Below are 20,484 nucleotides of genomic sequence, written 5' to 3'. Positions count from 1 at the left end.
TCATGATCCTTTCGAATACTTGTTGATGGCGGAATTGATTTCCGCGATGGCCGATTCGATCGCCGAATCGTCCCATTCCTCACGCATGGAGGCACGGTCGCCGAAGCTTTCGATCACCGTGGTGTGGCGGTCGAGCGGCAAGGTGCGCGTCGTGACCGCGCCATGCGGCGCATCCGCGTCGGCATAGTTGTCGTGCCAGTTGATCGCAATCATGGTGAGGTTGTCGCAGGTTTCCGCACCCGCGATTTCGGCCTGATCCATCACGCGCGGTACCGCCGTCATGACGTCGGTGTTTTCGAACAGCTTGAGCAGGCTGTCGTTGCCCAGCGGCCCCCAGACACCGTCGCTGCAGAGCACGATGGTATCGCCCGCCAGCAGTGGCGTCTTGCGCGAATAGTCGATCTGCGGCGCGATCGGTCCGCCCAGGCAACTGTAGATGCGGTTGCGGTGCGGGTGTGTGGCGGCGCCGTCCTCGTCCAGCAGGCCGCGATCAATCATGCGTTGCACGCGGGAGTGGTCACGCGTCTGTGTCATCACATGGCCGGCGCGCAGGATGTAGAGCCGCGAATCCCCGGCATGCGCCCAGTAGGCCACCGAGTCCTGGATGACGCAGGCGACGCAGGTGGTGCGCGGGCCGTCCTCCAGATCGCGCTCGTCGGCGTAATCCAGGATGGCGCAGTGTGCGTTGGTCATGCCGCGCGACAGGAACAGGAAGGGGTCGTTCAGCTTGGGCTTGGCTTCGCGCTGGAACGATTCGATCAGGTACTGCACGGCGATCTGCGCGGCGACCTCGCCCTGGAAGTGTCCGCCCATGCCGTCCGCCACCACCATGAGCAGTGCATCGCGCGAATAGGAGTAGGCCATGCGGTCCTGGTTCGCCTTGCGCTTGCCAAGCCGGCTTTCCTGGTAGATGGTGAATCTCATCGGTTCATCCAGGTGCTGAAGCGGCTGAACTGGGCGCGCACACGATCGAGCCAGCGATCGCTCGACGGCCGCGGTACGCCGCCGACCGCTTCGCCGTCCTCACCCGCGCGGTCCCAGTTGGCGAGCGATTTCTGCAGTGCGAACACGCTCTGCGGGCGCTTGAGGTGGTTGAGCTGCATGCACAGGTCTATCGTTTCGAGCAGGTGTTTCGAGTACTGGCCTATCCAGCGTTCGGCCGCCAGAATGACCGAATCGTTCTCCAGACGCTGGTCCGCCGCCTGCGGCGGACCGCCGGCGAGGCAGGCATACATGCTGGCGCCCACGCTGTAGATGTCGCTCCACGGGCCGAGCAGATCGCGGTTGCGATAATGCTCGGGCGCCGCGAAACCCGGCGTGTACATCGGCTTGAGCATGGGCGTGTCGACCATGAGTGTGTTGCGCGCCGCACCGAAATCGATCAGTACCGGCGAGCCGTTGTTGCGCAGATAGATGTTCGAAGGCTTGATGTCCAGATGCAGCAGCTTGTGCGCGTGCACTTCGCGCAGGCCATTGAGCAGGCGCGTGAACACGTAGCGGATGAAGCTTTCGCGAATCTCGCCGCGCCGGCGCGTGATGTAGTCCTGCAGCGTGCGTCCCCGCTCGTAGCGCATGACCATGTACACCGTGTCATTGGCCCGGAAGAAGTTCAGCACGCGCACCACATTGGGATGGTTCAGGCCGGCCAGCGTGCGCCCTTCCTCGAAGAAGCACTTCATGCCGTAGCGGAAGGCAGGCAGGAATTCCTCGGGAATGTTGGGCTTGATCTGCCCCTCTTCGCGCAAGGCCAGCGCATTCGGCAGATATTCCTTGATCGCCACCGGCGAATTGTCGCGGTCGTATGCCAGATAGACGATGGAGAACCCGCCCAGGCTCAATTGGCTGTGGATGCGGTACTGATCGAGTTCGAAGCCCGGCGGCAGGGCGCAATTGACTTGTGGGGGCATTCTGCGGGCCGCTATGATCCTTGTTTCGGCGCGATTCTGGGCGTTTGCCCGGAGGCTGTAAAGCTGGATGCCGGCCGCCCAGGTGCGGCAAGCCGGCCTGTCATCGACGACCACTTCAAAAACTTTCGACGCGACGGGGGAACACTGCGTGAGTGGCATACACAGCATGACCGGATTCGCGACGGCTGCAACAGGCATCGGCGGGGCAACGCTGAATCTTGAGCTGCGCACCGTCAATTCCCGATTCCTTGACCTTCATTTCCGCCTGCCGGACGAATTGCGCGCCATCGAGCCGGTGCTGCGCGAGCAGATCACCGCTGCGCTCGGTCGCGGCAAGGTCGATTGCCGTGCCAGCCTGCAGGCGAGCGGCGATGCCGGCCGCGAACTGGCGATCAATGCGGGATTGCTGGCACGGCTTGCGGCGCTCGATGCCGGCGTGCGTGCCGCCCTGCCGCAGGCCGCGCCACTGTCGGTGGCCGAGGTGCTGCGCTGGCCCGGAATGCTGGGCGACGATGCCATCGCGAGTGAGGCCTTGGTCGAAGCAGCGGGTCGCCTGGTCCGTCAGGTTCTGGCCGAACTGACCGCCAGCCGGGCGCGCGAGGGCGGGCGGCTGGCCGCCATGCTGATGGAGCGCGTCGTGCGCATGCGCGAACTGGTGGCCCAGGTCACGCCGCGCGTGCCGGAAGTGGTGCGCGACTATCAGGCCAGGCTGGTGCAGAAGCTGCAGGAAGCGATCGGCAGCGCGGACGACGAACGCATCCGCACCGAAGTCGGCCTGTTTGCGGTGCGTATCGATGTAGCCGAGGAACTGAACCGGCTGTCCGCCCACCTGGACGAGGTCGAGCGCATCCTGGGCAAGGGCGGCACCGCCGGCAAGCGGCTGGATTTCCTGATGCAGGAACTGAACCGCGAAGCCAACACGCTGGCATCCAAATCGGTTGCGCAGGACGTGGGCGCCGTTGCGATGGAGCTCAAGATACTGATCGAGCAGATGCGCGAGCAGGTGCAGAACATCGAGTAGTGAATCAGGTCGTTTCTTTCCGTGTCAGTACCTTGTGAAAAGCCCGTGCACGCGGGCTTTTTTCATTTCATCCCGTTCCACGTCGTGTCACGCAAGTGCAGAGTTTCGTCCACGGGTTTCGACGGACTGCGCGTACCTACCCCGAAGCCCTGGGGGCGCCGCCACACGTCGCCGAGCGGTGCCTGAACCACAAGATCAAGGGTGTCGAAGGCGTCTACAACCGGCATGACTATCTCGAGGAACGTCGGGAAGCGCTCTGCAGATGGGCAGACCTGCTCGACGAGCGACGAGAGCGAATGTTGTGGCGATGCGGGCCGATGCGTCTGCCGATTGAAGCCTGTGCCTATACGCTATACACTCTGAAATGATCAAGAGCTTCGAGCACAAGGGGCTGCAGGCCTTCTTCGAGAAGGGCAGCAAGGCAGGCATCCAGCCGCACCACGCCAGCAGACTGGCGAGGCAGTTGGCGCGTCTGGATCTGGCGAAGGGGCCAGAGGACATGAACTTGCCGGGTTGGCGCTGTCATGCCCTGGAAGGAGGGCTTCGCGGGCACTTTGCGGTGACCGTGAATGGAAATTGGCGCCTCACCTTCCGCTTCGACGGCGAGGATGCCGTATTGGTCGACTATCAGGACTATCACTGAAAGACTGCCGTGACCCGAATGCACAACCCGCCGCACCCTGGAGAGACTATCAGGGATGACATCCTTCCCGCCTTGGGGCTGACCGTTACCGAGGCCGCAGCACAACTTGGCGTTACTCGTGCTGCGTTCTCGCGGGTGCTGAATGGACGGGCGGGCATCTCGCCGGAAATGGCGCTGCGGATCGAAGGCTGGCTCGGCGTCGAGAACGGAGGCCGGGCCGATGCCTGGATTGCCCAGCAAGCGGCCTACGACCTGTGGAAGGCCCGCTGTGCCGGTACGCCGAAGGTGCAGCGCGCACCGTTGGCGACGCCCGCCTGAGAAGTAGAACCGCGCCGGCCGGTAGCCGGCAATGCGGCGGAACAGGGTGTTCTGTTCCGCCCGACGTAACGACCGGGCAAGGAGCCTGTCGATCACTTCTTGCCCGTCAAACTGCGCAGGCGCAGAACATCGAGTGAGGCGGGCGCCGGACGGCAATGCGCATCTGTGCTGGAGGGTCGGTCGCCGCGGACGTGACATGTACGGATGAACTGCGGCACCATCCATTTTTTGGCTGCCCGGCCGGTGCTCTTCGCGCGCGGCCGATTTCCAGGACACACATGGCACAACGCGGCGTACTTTTCATCGTCAGCGCACCGTCCGGTGCCGGCAAGACCACCCTCGTGCGCGGGCTGCTCGAACGCGATCCGAAGATCGGTCTGTCGATTTCCCATACGACCCGGGCACCGCGCCCGGGCGAACTGGACGGGGTCGCCTACCACTTTGTCGGCATGGACACCTTCGAGGCCATGCGCGACGCCGGCGATTTCATCGAATGGGCTCAGGTGCACGGCAACTGCTACGGCACGTCGCGGCGCTGGCTGGAAGATCGGCTCGCGGCAGGGCACGATGTGCTGCTCGAGATAGACTGGCAGGGTGCCCGGCAGGTGCGGGTGAAGTTTCCAGAGGCGGTCGGCATCTTCATCCTGCCGCCTTCGCTCGATGCGCTGGCGCAGCGGCTCACCGGGCGCGCATCGGACGCGCAGGAAGTGATCGAAAGACGGCTTGCGGCGGCGCGTGAAGAGATCGGCCACGTGCACGAATTTGATTTCGTTATAATTAACAATATTCTCGAGCAGGCGCTGGATGAAATGGTCACGGTGGCGCGCGCCGCGCGTCTGTTGACCTCCAGCCAGCTGGCTCGTCATCCCGACTTCTTCAATTCCCTGGGTGTGAACTGACATGGCACGCATTACCGTCGAAGATTGCCTGAAAAGAATCCCGAACCGCTTCCAGCTCACGCTGGCCGCTACCTACCGCGCGCGCCAGCTTTCCGCCGGCAGCACGCCGCAGGTCGACGCGGAGAAGGACAAGCCGACCGTGATCGCACTGCGCGAAATCGCGGTCGGCAAGGTAGGCCTTGAAGTGCTCAATCGAGGTCAGGCCTGATGAGGCCGGACTGCAAGCGCTGAACTGAATACGCGACCGGTGGACAAACTGATCATGCACACACCGGTCGCTCACATCCCGCCTGTCCAGGCTCTTGCCGGCCTCGATCAGGCCGACAACGATCCGCATGCCGGCGAGCCCTGTCCGACGGCGGAAGACCTCGAACGCCTGATCGATACCATTTCCGGCTATCTGCGCGACGAGGACGTGCAGCGTGTGCGCGACGCCTACGCACTTTCGGCGTCGGCCCATGCGGGCCAGTACCGTATGAGCGGCGAGCCCTATGTGTCGCATCCGCTCGCGGTGGCCGAAATCCTCGCCGGCTGGCAACTCGATTCGCAGGCGCTGTGCGCCGCACTGCTGCACGACGTGATGGAAGACACCGCCATCACCAAGGCGGAAATCGCGGAGCGTTTCGGCAAGGTGGTGGCCGAACTGGTCGATGGCGTGTCCAAGCTGGACAAGATCGAATTCCAGTCGAAGGAAGACGCGCAGGCCGAGAACTTCCGCAAGATGCTGATGGCGATGGCGCGCGACGTGCGTGTCATCCTGATCAAGCTGGCGGACCGCATGCACAATATGCGCACGCTCGGGTCCATGCGGCCCGACAAGCAGCGCCGCATCGCACGCGAAACCCTCGAGATCCACGCGCCCATCGCCAACCGGCTGGGCCTGCACGCGGTATTCCGCGAACTGCAGGACCTGGCCTTCCACGCCATGCACCCGATGCGCTATCGCGTGCTGGAACGCGCGATGAAGGCGGCGCGCGGCAACCGGCGCGAGGTGGTGGGCAAGATCACCGAGGCGATCCGCACCCGGCTTCCCGAGCGGGGTATCGAAGCCGACGTGTTCGGGCGCGAGAAAAGCCTGTATTCCATCTTCCGCAAGATGCGGGACAAGCACCTCACCTTTTCGCAGGTGCTCGACATCTACGGTTTCCGTGTGGTCGTCAAGGACGTACCGGCGTGCTATCTCGCGCTGGGCGCGCTGCACGCGCTGTACAAGCCGGTACCGGGCAAGTTCAAGGACTACATCGCCATTCCCAAGGCGAACGGCTACCAGTCTCTGCACACCACGCTGATCGGCCCCTTCGGCACACCGGTGGAGGTGCAGATACGTACCTCGGAAATGCACCAGATCGCGCAGAACGGGGTGGCGTCGCACTGGCTGTACAAGGACAGCGAACAGTCGCTGGACGATCTGCAGGCCAATACCCACCGCTGGCTGCAGTCTCTGCTCGAACTGCAGAGTTCGGCGCCGGATTCGGCGGAATTCCTCGAGCACGTGAAGATCGACCTGTTCCCGGGCGAGGTCTATGTGTTCACGCCCAAGGGCAAGATCATGTCCCTGCCGCGCGGCGCCACCGCAGTCGACTTTGCCTATGCCGTGCACACCGATGTCGGCCACTGCTGTGTCGCCTGTCGCATCAACCAGGAGCTCATGCCGCTGCGCAGCGAGCTCAACAGTGGCGACCAGGTGGAAATCATCACCGCCACCCACCCCAATCCCAATCCGGCCTGGCTGGGCTATGTCAAGACCGGCAAGGCGCGCGCCCAGATCCGCCATTTCCTGAAGAACATGCAGGTCGAGGAGTCGGCCCAGCTTGGCGAACGCCTGCTGACCCAGGCGCTGCGCCAGTTCGGCGTCACGCCGGACGAGATCGGCGATGCCTCGTGGGCGCAGTGGCTGGAAACCGCCGAGGTGAAGAACCGCAAGGAAGCCCTGGCCGACATCGGCCAGGGCAAGACCTCGGCCACCTTCGTCGCGCGCAGCCTGCTCAAGCTGCAGACCGCCAGCGACAGCCAGGGCACACCCTTGCCGACACCGGAAAGCGCGCTGCTGATACGCGGCGCCGAAGGCATGGCGGTGCAGATCGCACGCTGCTGCCAGCCGATACCGGGTGACCCCATCGTCGGCCAGTTGCGCGTCGGTTCCGGGCTCATGATCCATGCGCACGACTGTCCGACGCTGCGTCGTCATCGCAAGGACGGCGACCAGTGGGTGGATGTCGAGTGGGAGCGCGATCCGGGGCGCGTGTTCGAGGTCGGTATCCGGGTGATTGCCGCGAACAAGCCCGGCGTGCTGGCCAAGGTCGCGTTCGAGATCGCCGAGTGCGGCGCCAATATCCAGAACGTGGGCATGGAGGAGGACGGCAGCCTCTATACCCAGATCCATTTCACGCTGCAGGTGACCGATCGCGTGCATCTCGCGCGCATCATGAAGGGCCTGCGCCGCGTGCCGGAAGTGGTCCGCATCGCGCGCGTGCGTGCGGCCGACAAGAGCGACAACGGTCGCAACAAGTCGAACTGAGGTGTCCGCCCGGACACCGGACGAATAACGGAGCAAGTCGTGGCAGAGTACGAATCGGATCACACGCGCTTCATGCGCGAATACCTCGAAAAGCATCCCGAACAGGTCGAGGAGCAGCGTCGCGGTCGTGCGTTGTGGTGGGACAAGCCGCAGGATGCCGAACAGCAGCGTCGTTTCGACGCAGCGCGTGTGCCGCAGAAGTCCTACCCCTACCAGACCGATCTGACATCCAGCGACACGCATTGAGCCTGTTCGAACGCCCGCTCGCCATCGTCGACCTCGAAACGACCGGTGGCGACCCGCGGGCCGATCGTGTCACCGAGGTCGGTGTCATCCTGGTTGATGGCGAGCGCAGACAGAGCTGGTCCAGTCTGGTCAATCCGGGCGTGTCCATACCGCTGTCCATCCAGCGCTTCACCGGTATCACCGATGACATGGTGGCGGCCGCGCCGCGCTTTGCCGACATCGCGCCCGAGCTGGCGGAGCGCTTGCACGGCCGCCTGTTCGTGGCGCACAACGCGCGTTTCGACCAGGGCTTCCTGCGCAACGAATTCGCCCGCGTCGGACTCGATTTCTCGCCACGCGTGTTGTGCACGGTCAAACTGTCCCGCACGCTGTATCCGCAGTTTCCCCGCCACGGTCTGGATGCGCTGATCGAACGTTTCGGACTGGCCTGCGCAGCACGGCATCGCGCACTCGATGATGCACGCTTGGTGCTCGATTTTCTCGATATTGCGACGCGCGAACGCGACGCGGCCAGCATCGAAAGCGCGATGGACCGTGCCGCACGTACCACGGCGACGCCACCCGGGCTGCCCGCGGGTGCGCTGGACGACGTGCCCGACGCGCCCGGTGTTTACCTGTTCTATGGCGAGGCGCCGGCCTCATCCGATCTGCTGCCCGCCACGGGCGAAATGCCGCTTTACGTCGGCAAGAGCCGCAATCTGCGCTCGCGCGTGCTGGCCCATTTCACCGGTTCGCACAAGGGCGGGCAGGCGGCCCGCATGCTGCGCGAGACACGCCGCGTGGACTGGGTGGAAACCGCTGGCGAACTCGGCGCGCTGCTGCTCGAAGCCCGGCTGGTGAAGCAACTGCAACCGCTGTACAACCGGCAGTTGCGGGCGAGCGGACCGGCGGTCGCCTTGCTGCTGCATGGCGGGCCGGGCGAAGAGTTGGCGGCGGGTGAGGTGGCGCTGAAGCGCATCGATCTCGATCGCGTATTGCCGCATCAACTGGCAGGCCTCTACGGTCCGTTCCGCTCACGCCGTGACTGCACGGCCGCGCTGCGCGACATGGCCACGGCATGGCAGCTCTGCCCGAAACGCATAGGTTTGCAGGAGGCGGAGCGCCACACCGCCGCCTGCGTCAATGTTCAGGTCAGGCGCTGCCGGGGCGTGTGCTGCGGACGCGAAGACCCGCGCCAGCATGACCTGCGGCTCATGAGCGCGCTCGATGGCCTGCGCATTCCGGTCTGGCCCTGGCCAGGCGAGGTCGTGCTGGACGAGCGGCGACCCGGTCGCCTGTACGGCGACCGGCACTGGCTGTCTCACTGGTGCTACCTCGGTACCACGCGCGACGAAGACAGCGGCCGGCCCGCAGGCGAAATGCGCTTCGACTACGACCACTACCGCATCCTGCGACGGCATCTGGACGGCTTGCCGGAGGATGCGGTCGAGCGCGTGGCACCGGGAGAGGTGGACGTCTGAAACGCGGCTTCAGACAAGGCGCCGCAGGTCCGTCAGCGTCATCGGGCGCGCGAACAGGAAGCCCTGTCCTTCGACGCAGCCGAGCCGCCGCAACATGTCCTCCTGTTCCTGCAGCTCTATGCCTTCGGCAATCGTGCTCATGCGCAGCGAGCGTCCGAGCGTGAGCATGGCCTCGACCATGACGCGCGTGTCGTCGTTGTCGGTGAGGTCGACCACGAAGGAGCGATCTATTTTTATGCGGTCAATCGGCAGGTCGCGCAACACGCTCAGCGATGAATAGCCGGTGCCGAAATCGTCGATGCTGATGGTGATGCCGGCGGCCTTCAGCCGGTTCAGAACGCCGCTGCTGTGCTCGATCACCTGCAACGTCGATTCGGTGATTTCCAGTTCGAGCGACGCCGCGGGAAATCCGGTGTCGCCGACGACCTCCAGTACATGGGACACGAAGTCGTCGCGCAGGAACTGACGCACTGACACATTCACGGCAAGACGCAACTGACGTCCCTCGGCATCGGTCATGCCCAGCACATCCCGGCACGCGTGCCTGAGCACCCACATGCCGAGCACCTCGATGATTCCGCTTTCCTCGGCGACCGGAATGAAGCGCGCCGGCGAAATCATGCCCAGCTCCGGATGTTGCCAGCGTACCAGCGCCTCGACACCGATGATGCGCCGATCGGACAGCCGGATCTGTGGCTGGTAATACACCTCCAGTGCATCGGCCTCTATGGCGCGACGCAGGCCCTGTTCCATCTGCATGCGTTCGCGCGTGCGTTCCGACATGTCGGCGGTAAAAAACTGGTAGCGGTTGCGGCCCTGAGCCTTCGCGGCATACATGGCGATGTCCGCCGCGCGCATGAGCTGGTTACCGTCCTGCCCGTGATCCGGATACATGGCAATGCCTATGCTGGCCGAAATGCGGATCTGTTCGCTGCCCACATAGAAGGGCTGGCACAGCGCGGCGAGCAGCTTCACGGCAAGATGGCCCGCATCGTCGGGCGATGTGCCGAAGGTGAGTACCACGAATTCGTCGCCGCCCAGCCGGGCCAGCGTGTCGCTGCGGCGCAGGGTGTCGCGCAGGCGACCGGCGACGGCACGCAACAGATCGTCGCCGGCAGAATGGCCCAGTGTGTCATTCACCACCTTGAAGCTGTCGAGGTCGAGAAACAACAGGGCGCAATTGAGGCTGTGCCGCCGTGCCTGCTCCAGCGCGTGGGCGAAGCGGTCGTCGAACAGCAGCCGGTTCGGCAGATCGGTCAGCGCATCGTGATGGGCAAGATGGTTGAGCTTTTCCTCCGCCACATGGATGGCGGTGAAATCGGACAGCGCGGCGACGAAGTGAGTCAGGCGACCGCGCGCGTCGCGCACCGCACTGATGCTTTCCCACGCAGGGAAGCGTTCGCCGCTTGTGCGCCTGCACAACACCTGACCCTGCCAGTATCCGCCACCGCTGTCGGCGCCCAGTGCGCGGTAGAAGGACTCGTCATGGCCGCACTCGAGTACCGCCTCCGGATCGAGGCCGATCACATCCTTTTCCAGATGGCCGGTGATGCGCGTGAACGCCTCGTTGACCGCGACGATGCGGCGCGTGCAATCGGATATGACGAGAGCTTCGGCGGCGGTATGGAACACCACGCTGGACTGGCGCAACCGCGCCTCGTCCTGCTTGCGCTGGGTCACGTCCTGCAGGATGCCTACCACGCGCCGCTGTCCATCCTTGTAGTCGTAGGCGCGCGCGTGCGCCTCGATGGCGCGGGCTCCGCCGTTTCCGACCGTGCGGAACTCGACGCGCACCGGGTCGCCTTCCGACAGCGCGGACGTGAGCATGTCCAGGACGTGCTGCCGGTCCTCGGGCGTGACGCGTGCGACAAAGGTGTCCCAGTCCTCGTCCAGCGGGAGCGGACGATCGCCGAACAGGCTGCGCAGATGACCTTCGCCGCGCAGGCGCATCGATTCGGGCAGCCATTCGAGGACGCCCAGCGACGCGGCGTCGAGTGCCTGTTTGAAACGCTGTTCGCTGCGTTCCACCGACGCTTCGACCTCGCGTCGGGCAAGCGCCATCTGTATGGTCGCGTGCAGTTCACGTGGTTCGCAGGGCTTGACCAGATAGCCGAAAGGACGCGAGGCCAGCGCGCGCTTCAGCGTGTCGTCTTCCGCATAGGCGGTCAGGAATACGACCGGAACGCGATGCCGGCTCTGCATCTGCAATGCCGCATCGATGCCATCTATCGGGCCTTCGAGATTGATGTCCATCAGCACCAGGTCCGGCGCAAGCTCGGCAACGCGTTCGACCGCCTGTTCGCCGTTGGCGAGCACCGCCCCGACGCGGTAACCGAATGACTGAAGCTGGTTCTTCAGATCGAACGCGATGACGCGTTCATCCTCGACCAGCATAAGATTGACCGGCAAAGGAGCGTTCATGTTGTCGCTGCTCCCGGAATCTGGCCCGAGAAATTGATCCGGTAGTGGGCGCCGCCGCCCGTCGGCATGTCGAGTCGCGCGTGCAGTTGGTCGGTCAGCAAAGGTACGAGCTGCAGCCCCAGCGATTTCACGCTTTCCAGAGAAAAATCGTCCGGCAGACCGACCCCGTCATCGCGTACCGTCAGCGTGACGCTGCCATCCTCTTCGCGCGCAAGTTCTATCGTGATTTCACCGTGGCGCGGAGGCGGAAACGCATGCTTGAACGCGTTCGTCACCAGTTCGTTCACCAGCAGACCGCATGGAATGGCCCGCTCAAGATCGAGATAGACCGGGGTATCGGGGCGCTCGAGCCGCAGTTCGATACGGCTGGCGCTTTCGCGATAGCTGCCGCGCAGAAGCTGGGGGAGCCGGTACAGATAATCGCCCAGATCCATTTTCGAGAAATCCTTGCGCTCGTACAGCAACTGGGGTGTGAGCGACATCGCCCGTACCCGGTTCTGGCTTTCGCTGAGGATGTCGCGCAGACGGGGGTCGTCCGCATTGTTCGCCTGCAGGTTGAGCAGGCTGGTGATCACCTGCAGATTGTTCTTTACCCGATGGTGCACCTCGTTCAGCAGTACGGTCTTTTCGAGCAGCGCCTGTTCCAGTACCTGTTGCGCACGCTTGCGTTCGGTGATGTCCACGATGGATGCGAGCACCAGCGTGCCACCTTCGGTGGGCATGGGGTTCAACCCGATCTCGACCGGGAACTCGCTGCCGTCGGCGCGTCGCGCGTGCAGGTCGCGGCCTGCGCCCATGGGGCGCGGACTCGGCGTGGACAGGAAGCCGTCGCGAAACTGCGCATGGTGGGCTCGCGCAGCCTGTGGCACCAGCAGGTCGACGCTGTGGCCGATCAATGCGGAGCGCGGATAGCCGAACAGCCTTTCCGCCTGCTCGTTCACCATTACGATGGCGCCGCGCGTATCCACCAGCACCATGGCGCTGGGCGCATATTCGACGACGCGTCGGAAGGCATCATCCGTCATCTGCGGCAGCAGTGGACTGCCGCGTTCGCTGGCGGGATCGGGGTGGGCGCGAGCATCCATCCGGCACTCCTCCGTATCGACGCACCGGCCGGGGCATCCTGCAATCAGTGACCGGATGTCATGAGATTCGACATTCCAGTGTGGACGTTATCCGGGCATGACACAAGAGAAAGGGCCCGTTCCCCGAAGCCCCTCGTTTCGCGCGACAGCGGAAAGAAAAAACCCCGCCTGAGCGGGGCCGATCTTCCTGGCACGCCGATTGCGCTCACGCGTCCGGGTCGTACATGCAGTGCTTGATCTTGTGGCGGTTGGCGATCAATTCGTCCGCTGTCGGCTTGCCGGTCAGCGCGCGCTGTATTGCCAGCTTGGTGGCTTCGTAATTGGTACGGTACAGATCCTTCATGTCGAGGTTGGGGTCCTTGACCGCGTTCGGATCCAGCCACACCAGATCGATGATCACCAGCTCGTCCACCAGGTCCTTCGGGATGATGCCCTCGGACACGCAATCGACGACCGCATCGGCGGTCGCCGCCTGCACCACGCCACCGAGCAGTTCCACGGTGCGGGAATTCTTGATCGTGACCTTGGGCACCATCATGGTCGCCGGCTTGGCCATCTGGTTGCAGTCGCGCACGGCGAGCATGCGGGTGTGGCCGGCGGTCTGCCCCATCATCTGGGCGAAGGCCTGGCCGACCGGGCCGTCGATCGAACCGATCACGATTTCCGGCATGGCGTCGGTGAACTGGCCTTCCTTGGCGAATACGGTGGCTTCACCCACCTTCATCACGATGCGTTCGGACATGTGTATTCCTCTGTCTGGGTTTGAATGCGTCTGGCGTCGTCGCCGCGCCCCGCGGGGGCCGGCAGCACGCTCAGCCGCCGCGAAGTTTAGCGCGCATGCGGTCGATTTCGCGCCGCTGCGTCTTGGTCGGCCGTCCATGCAACATCTGTGACGGTTCCGGCGCAAGTCGTCGCTGCTCGCGCTCGCGCTCCCGGCGGGCGAGACTGTCCCCGGTTTCGGCATAAAGCCGGCGCGCTTCCTCGGCCGGTCCGCGGCGTCCGGACAATGCCTGCACGATCACCGAATAGCGCACCTCGGGTGCCTGGATGTCGAGCTGGTCGCCCACGTGCACCTCGCGCGAAGGTTTGGCGCGCGCGCCATTCACCTGGATGCGTCCGGCGTCGATCGCATCGGAGGCGAGGGTGCGCGTCTTGAAGAAGCGCGCCGCCCACAGCCACTTGTCCAGCCGCAGCCGCTCGTGTCCGGCGTCATCGTCGGGGTCGGGCTTGCGGCTCACGGCAGCAGGCGCTCCCCGGCGAACAGGGCGTCGACGCGTTCGCGTTCGCGGATCAGGTGCGCGGCTTTGCCGTCGACCATCACCTCGGCGGCGCGTGCGCGGGTGTTGTAGTTGGAGCTCATGGTCATGCCGTAGGCTCCGGCCGAGAAGATCGCAACCAGATCTTCCTGCTGCACGGCCAGCGCGCGTTCGCGCCCCAGGAAATCGCCGCTCTCGCAGACCGGACCGACCACGTCATAGGTCTGCGCCTCGCCGTGTGGCCGCACCTCGGCGATACGGTGGTAGGCATCGTACAGCGCAGGCCGCGCGAGATCGTTCATCGCGGCGTCGATGATGGCGAAATTGCGATCCTCTCCGCGCTTCAGATATTCGATCCTCGAAAGCAATACACCGGCATTGCCCACCAGCGACCGGCCCGGTTCGAGCAGCAGACGTTCCTTGCGGCCGGCCAGGGCGGCAAGAAGTGGCGCCAGATAATCGGCCGTGGCCGGTACCGCCTCGTCGTCATAGCGTATGCCCAGGCCGCCGCCCAGATCCAGATGGGCGAGCTCGATGCCGTCCGCGTTCAGCGCTTCAGCCAGCGCCACGACCTTGGTGGCCGCTTCCGCGACCGGCGCCGGATCGAGCAGTTGCGAGCCGATATGGCAGGCAATGCCGCGGATGTCGAGCTGGGGCAGCCCGGCTGCGGTGCGATAGAGGCGCCGCGCATCAGCGATCGGTACCCCGAACTTGTTGCACTTCAGTCCGGTGGAAATGTAGGGATGAGTCTTCGGGTCGACATCCGGATTCACGCGCAGCGCGATCGGTGCGCGCACGCCGAGCGTGCCGGCGACCTCGGCGAGCCGGTGCAGCTCCGGTTCCGATTCCACATTGAAGCAGTAGATGCCCAGTCCGAGCGCCGCTCGCATTTCGTCACGCGTCTTGCCGACGCCCGAGAACACGACCCTGCCCGGATCCGCGCCCGCGGCGACAACGCGGGCCAGTTCTCCGCCGGACACGATGTCGAAGCCGGTGCCCAGCCGCGCGAACACGTTCAGGATGGCGAGATTGGAATTCGACTTGACCGCGTAGCACAGCATCGAATCGCGGCCCGACAGCGCGGCCGCGTAGGCTGCGTGGGCCTCGGTCAGCGCAGCGCGCGAATAGACGAAGGTGGGCGTGCCGTGTTCCGCGGCGATCCGCTCCAGGGACACGCCTTCCGCGTGCAGCGTTCCGTCGCGAAGTTCGAAGTGTTTCATCGGGGAAAGGCCTTGTTACTATCGTACGGGTTGCTGGTCGGAGCGGCGACGGGCGGTTTCGTCGGGTGGCGGGTGGTCGTGTCGCCCGGTTTCGGCGGCAGGGTCAGCGGCCCCTTGGTGCCGCACGCGGCAAGTGCCAGCGCCGCAGCGGCTGCACACAGGACGGATCTGGAAAACATGTCGGATGGCCGGGTTATGAACGAGAGTGAATTTAACAAATTGGCTGATGCCATGCTGGCGCGGATCGAGCAGTCGATCGATCGCTGCGGGGCGGACATCGATTACGAGCTGCAGGCCGGTGGAGTGCTCGAGCTCGAATTCGGCGATGGCTCGAAGATGGTGATCAACCGGCATGCCGTGGCACAGGAAATCTGGGTTGCCGCGCGTTCCGGCGGTTTCCATTTCCGGCACGAGAACGGTCGCTGGATCGGTACGCGCGACGGCAAGGAGCTGATCCAGGCGCTGCAGGAACTGGTCAGCCAGCAGGCTGGCGTGTCAGTGACGCTGTAGCGCGCGGACATGCTCCGCGCGGGCGGCAGGCCGCGGTAGCCACCGGCGCGCCGGCTGCGGCGGGCGGAGCGAGCCGGGCCTCTCCCGGCACGATGTGACCGGTCGGCGACGGCTGTCTCGGGGCGGGAGACGGCGCAGGTGCGGGCGCTGGTGCCGGCGGCAGCTCGCCTTCCGAAGCCGGACCTTCCGGTTCCGAAGGCAGGGAATCCGGCTCCGGCGGCAGATGTTCCTCGTACATCAGGTCGGTGCGCTGCTGTCCCTTCGCATCGATACCGGCGTCGATGCGGATCAGTCCGTCGGGCATCGGCAACTGCTGTTCCTCCACGTTCTTCAGCGCCTGCCGCATGTAGTCCACCCACATCGGCAGCGCCGCCGAACCCCCGGTTTCGCCGCGGCCGAGGGTGCGCGGATTGTCGAATCCTATCCAGGAAATGGTGACCAGCGAGGGCTGGTAGCCGCAGAACCATGCATCCAGATAGTCGTTGGTCGTGCCGGTCTTGCCCGCCAGATCGCTGCGGTTGAGCGCGAGTGCGCGGGTGGCCGTACCCCGTCGCACCACGTCCTGCATCATGCTGTTCATCAGGTAGGCATTGCGCTCGTCGATCACGCGCAGCGAATCGTCGCCGGCCTTGCGTGGCGTGAAGCGTGCAAGCACGTGACCTTCACTGTCGGTGATTTCCTTCACCACATAGGGTTCCACGCGGTAACCGCCATTGGCGAACACGGCATAGGCGGAGGCCATCTGCCAGGGCGTGACCGAGCCGGCGCCCAGGGCCATGGTCAGGTAGGGCGGGTGACGCGTGGCGTCGAAGCCGAAGCGCGTGACATAGTCCTGGGCGTAGCGTGTGCCGATGGCGCGCAGCACGCGGATCGACACCATGTTCTTCGATTTCGCCAGCGCGGTGCGCAGCGAGATCGGTCCGTCGTACTTGCCGTCGTAGTTCTTCGGCTGCCAGCTCTGGCTGCCGGTTTCGCCGGCCGGCACGACAAGAGGCGTGTCTTCTTCCACCGTCGCCGGGCCATAGCCCTTTTCCAGCGCGGCCGAATAGATGAAGGGTTTGAAACTGGAACCTGGCTGACGCCAGCCCTGGGTGACGTGGTTGAACTTGCTGCGGTTGTAGTCGAAGCCGCCGACCAGCGCGCGCACGCTGCCGTCCTGGCTGTCGATCGATACCAGCGCGGCCTCGACCTCGGGCATCTGGCCGATCACCCAGCCCAGCTTCGCATCCTGCATCACGCGCACAATGGCGCCGCGGCGCAGCTTGCGCGCCGCGGGCGCCTTGTCGTCGAGCATGGCGCGCGCGAACTTGATCGCGTCGGCGCCCAGCGTGAGCACCTCTCCGCCGCGCTTGTACACCTTGAGCGAGGCCGGCGAGGCGGCAAGCACCACCGCCGCGTGCAGGCCTGCGGCATCGGGTACGTCCTGCAGCAGATCATCGAGCAGTTCGTCGTCGTCGCTGCCGACGTCCTTCATGTCCACAAAGCCCTCGGCACCCCGGTAACCGTGGCGGCGGTCATAGTCGAACACGCCCTTGCGCACGGCGTCGATGGCGGCTTCCTGGTCCGACCTGCGTATGGTGGTCGTGACGCGCAGCCCCATCGTGTAGGCGTGCTCCCCGAAGCGCTCGACCGCGATCAGTCGCGCCATCTCGGCGACGAAATCCGCCTGCTGGCGTTGCCCTGGCGTGCCGGCGCCATCGCTGCGGCGCACCTGCAGCTCTTCCTGCTGCGCCTGTGCCCGTGTGTCCTCGTCGATGTAGCCCAGTTCATGCATGCGCCTGAGCACATAGGCCTGACGCAGGGCGGCGCGCTTGGGATTGACCACCGGGTTGTACTTGGACGGGGCTTTCGGCAGCCCGGCGAGCATGGCCGCCTCGGCGACGCTAATGTCCTTCAGGTTTTTGCCGAAATAGGCTCTTGAGGCGGCGGCGAAGCCATAGGCTCGCTGGCCGAGGTAGATCTGGTTGATGTAGAGCTGGAGTATCTGGTCTTTTGTGAGGCTGTTCTCGATTTTGAACGCCATCAGGGCTTCATACACTTTACGGCGCAGTGTACGTTCGCTCGAAAGGAAGAAGTTGCGCGCCACCTGCATGGTGATGGTGCTCGCACCCTGGCTGCGTCCGCCGCTGGTCAGATTGCTCAGCGCGGCGCGCGCGACGCCCACGTAGTCGATGCCCGAGTGCTGGTAGAAGCGTTCGTCCTCGGCGGCGATGATGGCGTGCTTCAGGGATTCGGGCACCTGTCCGATGGGCACGACCGAACGTCGCTCCTCGCCGAATTCGCCGATGAGCTGGCCGTCGGCGCTATAGACGCGAAGCGGGATCTTGGGACGGTAGTCGGTAAGGATGTCGAGCGACGGAAGTTGCGGGTAGGCGAGCAGTACGACGATGACCGCGAGGGCGGCGCCAATGGCGGCAAGTCCGGACAGGGCGATCAGCGGGTAGGCGATCCAGCGTAGCGAGGGGGACAAGACGGTCGGCTTCCGGAGCAGGTGCAAACCCGAAAGTATAGCTGGCCGACCGTGAGAAGCTTGTCAGAACCCATAACCAAAATGTGTTTACTTGTCCAGACCTTGCTGCTAGCATCTTAATGTAATTTGTCGGTATTCTGCCTAAAATACTGTCTTTAAAGGAAAAAGCTTGGCTTTCGACCTGTCGATTTTCAACCCTGGAGCGCGTCCCCTGCTGGGATTGGACGTGTCATCCTCGGCGGTCAAGCTGGTCGAGCTGTCCCGGACAGCGAAGGGCGAGCACCGCATCGAGCGCTATGCGATCGAGAACCTTCCGCGCGATTCGGTCGTGGATGGCAATATCGCCAAGCTCGAGGAAGTGGCCGAGGCGGTCCGCCGTGCCTGGAAGCGCATGGGGACATCGACGCGCAATGTTGCGCTGGCTCTGCCGGCAGCGGCGGTCATTACCAAGAAGATCATCGTTCCGGCGAACCAGCGAGAGCAGGAGCTCGAGGTGCTGGTCGAGTCGGAAGCCAACCAGTACATCCCTTTCCAGCTTGACGAGGTGAACCTCGATTTCCAGGTCGTGGGGCCGGCGCCGGGCAATCCGGAGGAGGTCGAGGTGCTGATTGCCGCCTCGCGCAAGGAGAAGGTCGAGGACCGGGTGGCGGTTGCCGAGGCGGCCGGCCTGCGCGCGGTGGTGGTGGATGTCGAGTCCTATGCGGCGCAGGCGGCTTTCGAACTGGTCGAGCGGCAGCTTCCGGAAGGTGGCAAGGACAGCAATATCGTGCTGGTCGATATCGGCGCCAATGTGATGAACGTGATCATCCTGCGCAACGACCAGCCGGTGTATTCGCGGGAGCAGGCCTTCGGCGGCTACCAGCTTACACAGGACATCATGCGCAACTACGGCATGAGTCCGGAAGAGGCGGAAGCCGCCAAGCGTACCAACACCCTGCCCGAGAATTACGAGAACGACCTGCTGCGTCCCTTCATGGACAACCTTGCGCTCGAAGTGTCGCGCGCGCTGCAGTTCTTCTTCACGTCCACGCAGTACAACGGCGTCGATCACATCGTGCTCGCGGGGGGATGCGCCGTGATCCAGGGGCTGGATGAGGTGGTGGCCAACCGGACCCAGGTGGAAACGCGGGTCGCGAACCCCTTTGTCGACATGCAGCTCGCCCCCTCGGTGACCGCGAAGCGGCTGAGCCAGGACGCGCCATCGCTGCTGGTGGCGTGCGGCCTCGCCCTCAGGAGGTTCGACGCATGATACGCATCAACCTTCTGCCGCACCGCGAAGAGAAGCGCAAGGCGCGGCGCCAGCAGTTCTACGCGCTGACCGGGCTGACCCTGGTGCTGGGCGGTCTGATCGTGGCGCTGGTCAACGGCATCATCAGCGGTTATGTGTCCGCTCAGGATCAGAAGAACGCCTTCCTGAAGACCGAAATTGCCGCGCTGGACAAGACGATCGACGAAATCAAGCGCCTGCGCGAACAGACCGAGGCGCTGCTGCAGCGCAAGCGCGTGATCGAGTCGCTGCAGGGCAATCGCTCGGAGGCGGTCGGACTGTTCAACGAGCTGGCCCGTCACGTGCCTGAAGGCGTCTATCTGCGCAAGGTGGCGCAGCAGGGCAACAAGATCAATCTGGTTGGCTACGCCCAGTCGAATGCGCGCGTATCCAGCCTGATGCGCAATCTCGAGTCCTCGCCACTGCTCGAGCGGCCCACGCTGATCGAAATCAAGGGTGTCAGCGTGGACAAGCGCCGCATGAACGAATTCAGCCTCGACCTGTTCATCACCCGTACGGTGGATGAGAACGAAGGCAAGTCGAACAAGGGGCGTTCATGAAAGCGATGCAGATGCCCAGGTTCGATTTCGAACGGCTTGCAGATGATTTCCGCAACCTCGATCCGAAGGATGTCGGCAACTGGGCGCCCGCGCCCAAGGCGGCCGTGCTGGTTGGCGTGCTCGTCGCCACGCTGGCGGCCGGCTGGTGGTTCCTGTGGGATCCGCTGCAGATGGAGCTGGAGCAGAAGCGTGGCGAAGAGCAGGCACTGAAGGACGAGTGGCTGAACAAGAAGCGACAGGCGGTGAACCTCGATCAGTACCAGCAGCAGCTCGCCGATATCGACAAGTCCTTTGGAGCGCTGCTCAAGCAGTTGCCGAACAAGGCGGAAATGGAATCGCTGCTGGTCGATATCAGCCAGGCCGGTCTGAGTCGTGGCCTCACCTTCGAAACCTGGAAACCGGGCGGCGAGGCGGTGAAGGATTTCTATGCCGAAATGCCGATCACGATACGGGTGCTCGGGGGTTACCATGACCTGGGCAACTTTGCCGGAGACGTGGCCAAGCTGTCGCGCATCGTGACGCTGGGCGGCCTGGTGGTCGAGTCGACCAAGGATGGCCTTCGCATGGACGCGGTTGCCACCACCTATCGCTATCTCGACGACGAGGAAATCGCGCGTATCCGCAAGGAAAAGGCGGACAAGGCGAAGGGAGGCAAGAAGTGAAGCGCCTCGCCCTGTTTGCCG

The 20,484-nt window shown here is 64.3% G+C and carries 21 protein-coding genes; 12 read left to right on the top strand and 9 right to left on the bottom strand.

Annotated elements, in window-relative coordinates:
* Positions 1-924 (bottom strand): PP2C family protein-serine/threonine phosphatase, encoded by a 924-nt coding sequence (locus A3Q7_RS0112445; RefSeq protein WP_018412222.1) that lies wholly within the window; start codon positions 922-924, stop codon positions 1-3.
* A complete protein-coding gene (locus A3Q7_RS0112440) occupies positions 921-1,907 on the bottom strand; it encodes a serine/threonine protein kinase (RefSeq protein ID WP_018412221.1) in 987 nt (328 codons plus the stop codon). The genes A3Q7_RS0112445 and A3Q7_RS0112440 overlap by 4 nt, the downstream gene beginning before the upstream one ends.
* Positions 1,908-2,073: 166 nt before the next feature.
* Here A3Q7_RS0112440 and A3Q7_RS0112435 point away from each other — a divergent pair, with 166 nt between their 5' ends.
* The 8 genes from A3Q7_RS0112435 (at position 2,074) to A3Q7_RS0112400 (ending at position 9,012) form a co-directional block, all read left to right on the top strand.
* Complete coding sequence (locus tag A3Q7_RS0112435) at positions 2,074-2,928, top strand: YicC/YloC family endoribonuclease (protein ID WP_026224774.1); 855 nt, start codon at positions 2,074-2,076, stop codon at positions 2,926-2,928.
* A 364-nt stretch (positions 2,929-3,292) separates the two neighbouring features.
* Positions 3,293-3,571, top strand: a complete 279-nt coding sequence (locus A3Q7_RS0112430; protein WP_018412218.1) for a type II toxin-antitoxin system RelE/ParE family toxin — start codon at positions 3,293-3,295, stop codon at positions 3,569-3,571.
* Between the two features lie 18 nt (positions 3,572-3,589).
* Entirely contained in the window at positions 3,590-3,889 is a 300-nt protein-coding gene (locus A3Q7_RS0112425; protein ID WP_232418071.1) for a HigA family addiction module antitoxin, read from the top strand.
* 278 nt (positions 3,890-4,167) lie between these two features.
* Entirely contained in the window at positions 4,168-4,788 is a 621-nt protein-coding gene (gene gmk / locus A3Q7_RS0112420; protein ID WP_018412216.1) for a guanylate kinase, read from the top strand.
* A 1-nt stretch (position 4,789) separates the two neighbouring features.
* A complete protein-coding gene (gene rpoZ, locus A3Q7_RS0112415; protein ID WP_018412215.1) occupies positions 4,790-4,996 on the top strand; it encodes a DNA-directed RNA polymerase subunit omega in 207 nt (68 codons plus the stop codon).
* A 54-nt stretch (positions 4,997-5,050) separates the two neighbouring features.
* A complete protein-coding gene (locus A3Q7_RS0112410; protein ID WP_040570958.1) occupies positions 5,051-7,306 on the top strand; it encodes a RelA/SpoT family protein in 2,256 nt (751 codons plus the stop codon).
* Positions 7,307-7,345: 39 nt separating this feature from the next.
* Positions 7,346-7,552: a DUF3460 family protein gene (locus tag A3Q7_RS0112405; RefSeq protein ID WP_018412213.1), complete on the top strand. Its 207-nt coding sequence runs from the start codon at positions 7,346-7,348 to the stop codon at positions 7,550-7,552.
* Entirely contained in the window at positions 7,549-9,012 is a 1,464-nt protein-coding gene (locus tag A3Q7_RS0112400; protein WP_018412212.1) for an exonuclease domain-containing protein, read from the top strand. Before A3Q7_RS0112405 ends, A3Q7_RS0112400 begins: the two co-directional genes overlap by 4 nt.
* A gap of 9 nt (positions 9,013-9,021) precedes the next feature.
* Here A3Q7_RS0112400 and A3Q7_RS0112395 read toward each other — a convergent pair whose 3' ends face one another.
* From A3Q7_RS0112395 to lptM, 6 genes are all read right to left on the bottom strand, one after another.
* Positions 9,022-11,433, bottom strand: coding sequence for a two-component system response regulator (locus tag A3Q7_RS0112395; RefSeq protein ID WP_026224772.1), 2,412 nt, complete (start codon positions 11,431-11,433; stop codon positions 9,022-9,024).
* Positions 11,430-12,518 carry a sensor histidine kinase gene (locus A3Q7_RS0112390; RefSeq protein ID WP_018412210.1) on the bottom strand — a complete coding sequence of 363 codons (1,089 nt, stop codon included), beginning with the start codon at positions 12,516-12,518 and terminating at the stop codon, positions 11,430-11,432. Before A3Q7_RS0112390 ends, A3Q7_RS0112395 begins: the two co-directional genes overlap by 4 nt.
* A gap of 205 nt (positions 12,519-12,723) precedes the next feature.
* Positions 12,724-13,260, bottom strand: a complete 537-nt coding sequence (fae, locus tag A3Q7_RS0112385) for a formaldehyde-activating enzyme (protein ID WP_018412209.1) — start codon at positions 13,258-13,260, stop codon at positions 12,724-12,726.
* A 70-nt stretch (positions 13,261-13,330) separates the two neighbouring features.
* Entirely contained in the window at positions 13,331-13,756 is a 426-nt protein-coding gene (locus A3Q7_RS0112380; RefSeq protein ID WP_018412208.1) for an RNA-binding S4 domain-containing protein, read from the bottom strand.
* Positions 13,753-14,994 (bottom strand): diaminopimelate decarboxylase, encoded by a 1,242-nt coding sequence (gene lysA, locus A3Q7_RS0112375; RefSeq protein ID WP_018412207.1) that lies wholly within the window; start codon positions 14,992-14,994, stop codon positions 13,753-13,755. The genes A3Q7_RS0112380 and lysA overlap by 4 nt, the downstream gene beginning before the upstream one ends.
* On the bottom strand, positions 14,991-15,173 hold the full coding sequence (gene lptM, locus A3Q7_RS21160) for an LPS translocon maturation chaperone LptM (RefSeq protein ID WP_077231358.1): 183 nt from the start codon (positions 15,171-15,173) through the stop codon (positions 14,991-14,993). The genes lysA and lptM overlap by 4 nt, the downstream gene beginning before the upstream one ends.
* On the opposite strand from lptM, the gene cyaY reads away from it, so the two are divergent.
* Positions 15,172-15,504, top strand: a complete 333-nt coding sequence (cyaY, locus tag A3Q7_RS0112370; protein WP_332309905.1) for an iron donor protein CyaY — start codon at positions 15,172-15,174, stop codon at positions 15,502-15,504. The two genes, lptM and cyaY, sit on opposite strands and share 2 nt — an antisense overlap.
* Here cyaY and A3Q7_RS0112365 read toward each other — a convergent pair.
* Positions 15,470-17,974, bottom strand: a complete 2,505-nt coding sequence (locus A3Q7_RS0112365) for a penicillin-binding protein 1A (protein ID WP_040570956.1) — start codon at positions 17,972-17,974, stop codon at positions 15,470-15,472. The genes cyaY and A3Q7_RS0112365 overlap by 35 nt on opposite strands.
* 169 nt (positions 17,975-18,143) lie before the next feature.
* Here A3Q7_RS0112365 and A3Q7_RS0112360 point away from each other — a divergent pair, with 169 nt between their 5' ends.
* From A3Q7_RS0112360 to A3Q7_RS0112350, 3 genes are read left to right on the top strand one after another with little or no spacing between them, the layout of a single operon-like run.
* A complete protein-coding gene (locus A3Q7_RS0112360; protein WP_018412204.1) occupies positions 18,144-19,223 on the top strand; it encodes a pilus assembly protein PilM in 1,080 nt (359 codons plus the stop codon).
* Positions 19,220-19,801, top strand: a complete 582-nt coding sequence (locus A3Q7_RS0112355; RefSeq protein ID WP_018412203.1) for a PilN domain-containing protein — start codon at positions 19,220-19,222, stop codon at positions 19,799-19,801. Before A3Q7_RS0112360 ends, A3Q7_RS0112355 begins: the two co-directional genes overlap by 4 nt.
* Positions 19,798-20,463, top strand: coding sequence for a type IV pilus inner membrane component PilO (locus tag A3Q7_RS0112350; RefSeq protein WP_026224769.1), 666 nt, complete (start codon positions 19,798-19,800; stop codon positions 20,461-20,463). The genes A3Q7_RS0112355 and A3Q7_RS0112350 overlap by 4 nt, the downstream gene beginning before the upstream one ends.
* Positions 20,464-20,484 lie beyond the last annotated feature (21 nt).

The sequence above is a fragment of the Methyloversatilis thermotolerans genome, assembly GCF_000372885.1.
Lineage (GTDB): Bacteria > Pseudomonadota > Gammaproteobacteria > Burkholderiales > Rhodocyclaceae > Methyloversatilis > Methyloversatilis thermotolerans.
This window is presented reverse-complemented; position numbering and strand designations above follow the sequence as displayed.

What these genes read in the sequence shown, in the direction of transcription:
- A3Q7_RS0112445 (WP_018412222.1), bottom strand. Translation starts at nt 924, where the DNA reads ATGAGATTCACCATCTACCAGGAAAGCCGGCTTGGCAAGCGCAAGGCG.
- A3Q7_RS0112440 (WP_018412221.1), bottom strand. Translation starts at nt 1,907, where the DNA reads ATGCCCCCACAAGTCAATTGCGCCCTGCCGCCGGGCTTCGAACTCGAT.
- A3Q7_RS0112435 (WP_026224774.1), top strand. Translation starts at nt 2,074, where the DNA reads ATGACCGGATTCGCGACGGCTGCAACAGGCATCGGCGGGGCAACGCTG.
- A3Q7_RS0112430 (WP_018412218.1), top strand. Translation starts at nt 3,293, where the DNA reads ATGATCAAGAGCTTCGAGCACAAGGGGCTGCAGGCCTTCTTCGAGAAG.
- A3Q7_RS0112425 (WP_232418071.1), top strand. Translation starts at nt 3,590, where the DNA reads ATGCACAACCCGCCGCACCCTGGAGAGACTATCAGGGATGACATCCTT.
- gmk (WP_018412216.1), top strand. Translation starts at nt 4,168, where the DNA reads ATGGCACAACGCGGCGTACTTTTCATCGTCAGCGCACCGTCCGGTGCC.
- rpoZ (WP_018412215.1), top strand. Translation starts at nt 4,790, where the DNA reads ATGGCACGCATTACCGTCGAAGATTGCCTGAAAAGAATCCCGAACCGC.
- A3Q7_RS0112410 (WP_040570958.1), top strand. Translation starts at nt 5,051, where the DNA reads ATGCACACACCGGTCGCTCACATCCCGCCTGTCCAGGCTCTTGCCGGC.
- A3Q7_RS0112395 (WP_026224772.1), bottom strand. Translation starts at nt 11,433, where the DNA reads ATGAACGCTCCTTTGCCGGTCAATCTTATGCTGGTCGAGGATGAACGC.
- A3Q7_RS0112390 (WP_018412210.1), bottom strand. Translation starts at nt 12,518, where the DNA reads ATGGATGCTCGCGCCCACCCCGATCCCGCCAGCGAACGCGGCAGTCCA.
- fae (WP_018412209.1), bottom strand. Translation starts at nt 13,260, where the DNA reads ATGTCCGAACGCATCGTGATGAAGGTGGGTGAAGCCACCGTATTCGCC.
- lysA (WP_018412207.1), bottom strand. Translation starts at nt 14,994, where the DNA reads ATGAAACACTTCGAACTTCGCGACGGAACGCTGCACGCGGAAGGCGTG.
- cyaY (WP_332309905.1), top strand. Translation starts at nt 15,172, where the DNA reads ATGTCGGATGGCCGGGTTATGAACGAGAGTGAATTTAACAAATTGGCT.
- lptM (WP_077231358.1), bottom strand. Translation starts at nt 15,173, where the DNA reads ATGTTTTCCAGATCCGTCCTGTGTGCAGCCGCTGCGGCGCTGGCACTT.
- A3Q7_RS0112355 (WP_018412203.1), top strand. Translation starts at nt 19,220, where the DNA reads ATGATACGCATCAACCTTCTGCCGCACCGCGAAGAGAAGCGCAAGGCG.
- A3Q7_RS0112350 (WP_026224769.1), top strand. Translation starts at nt 19,798, where the DNA reads ATGAAAGCGATGCAGATGCCCAGGTTCGATTTCGAACGGCTTGCAGAT.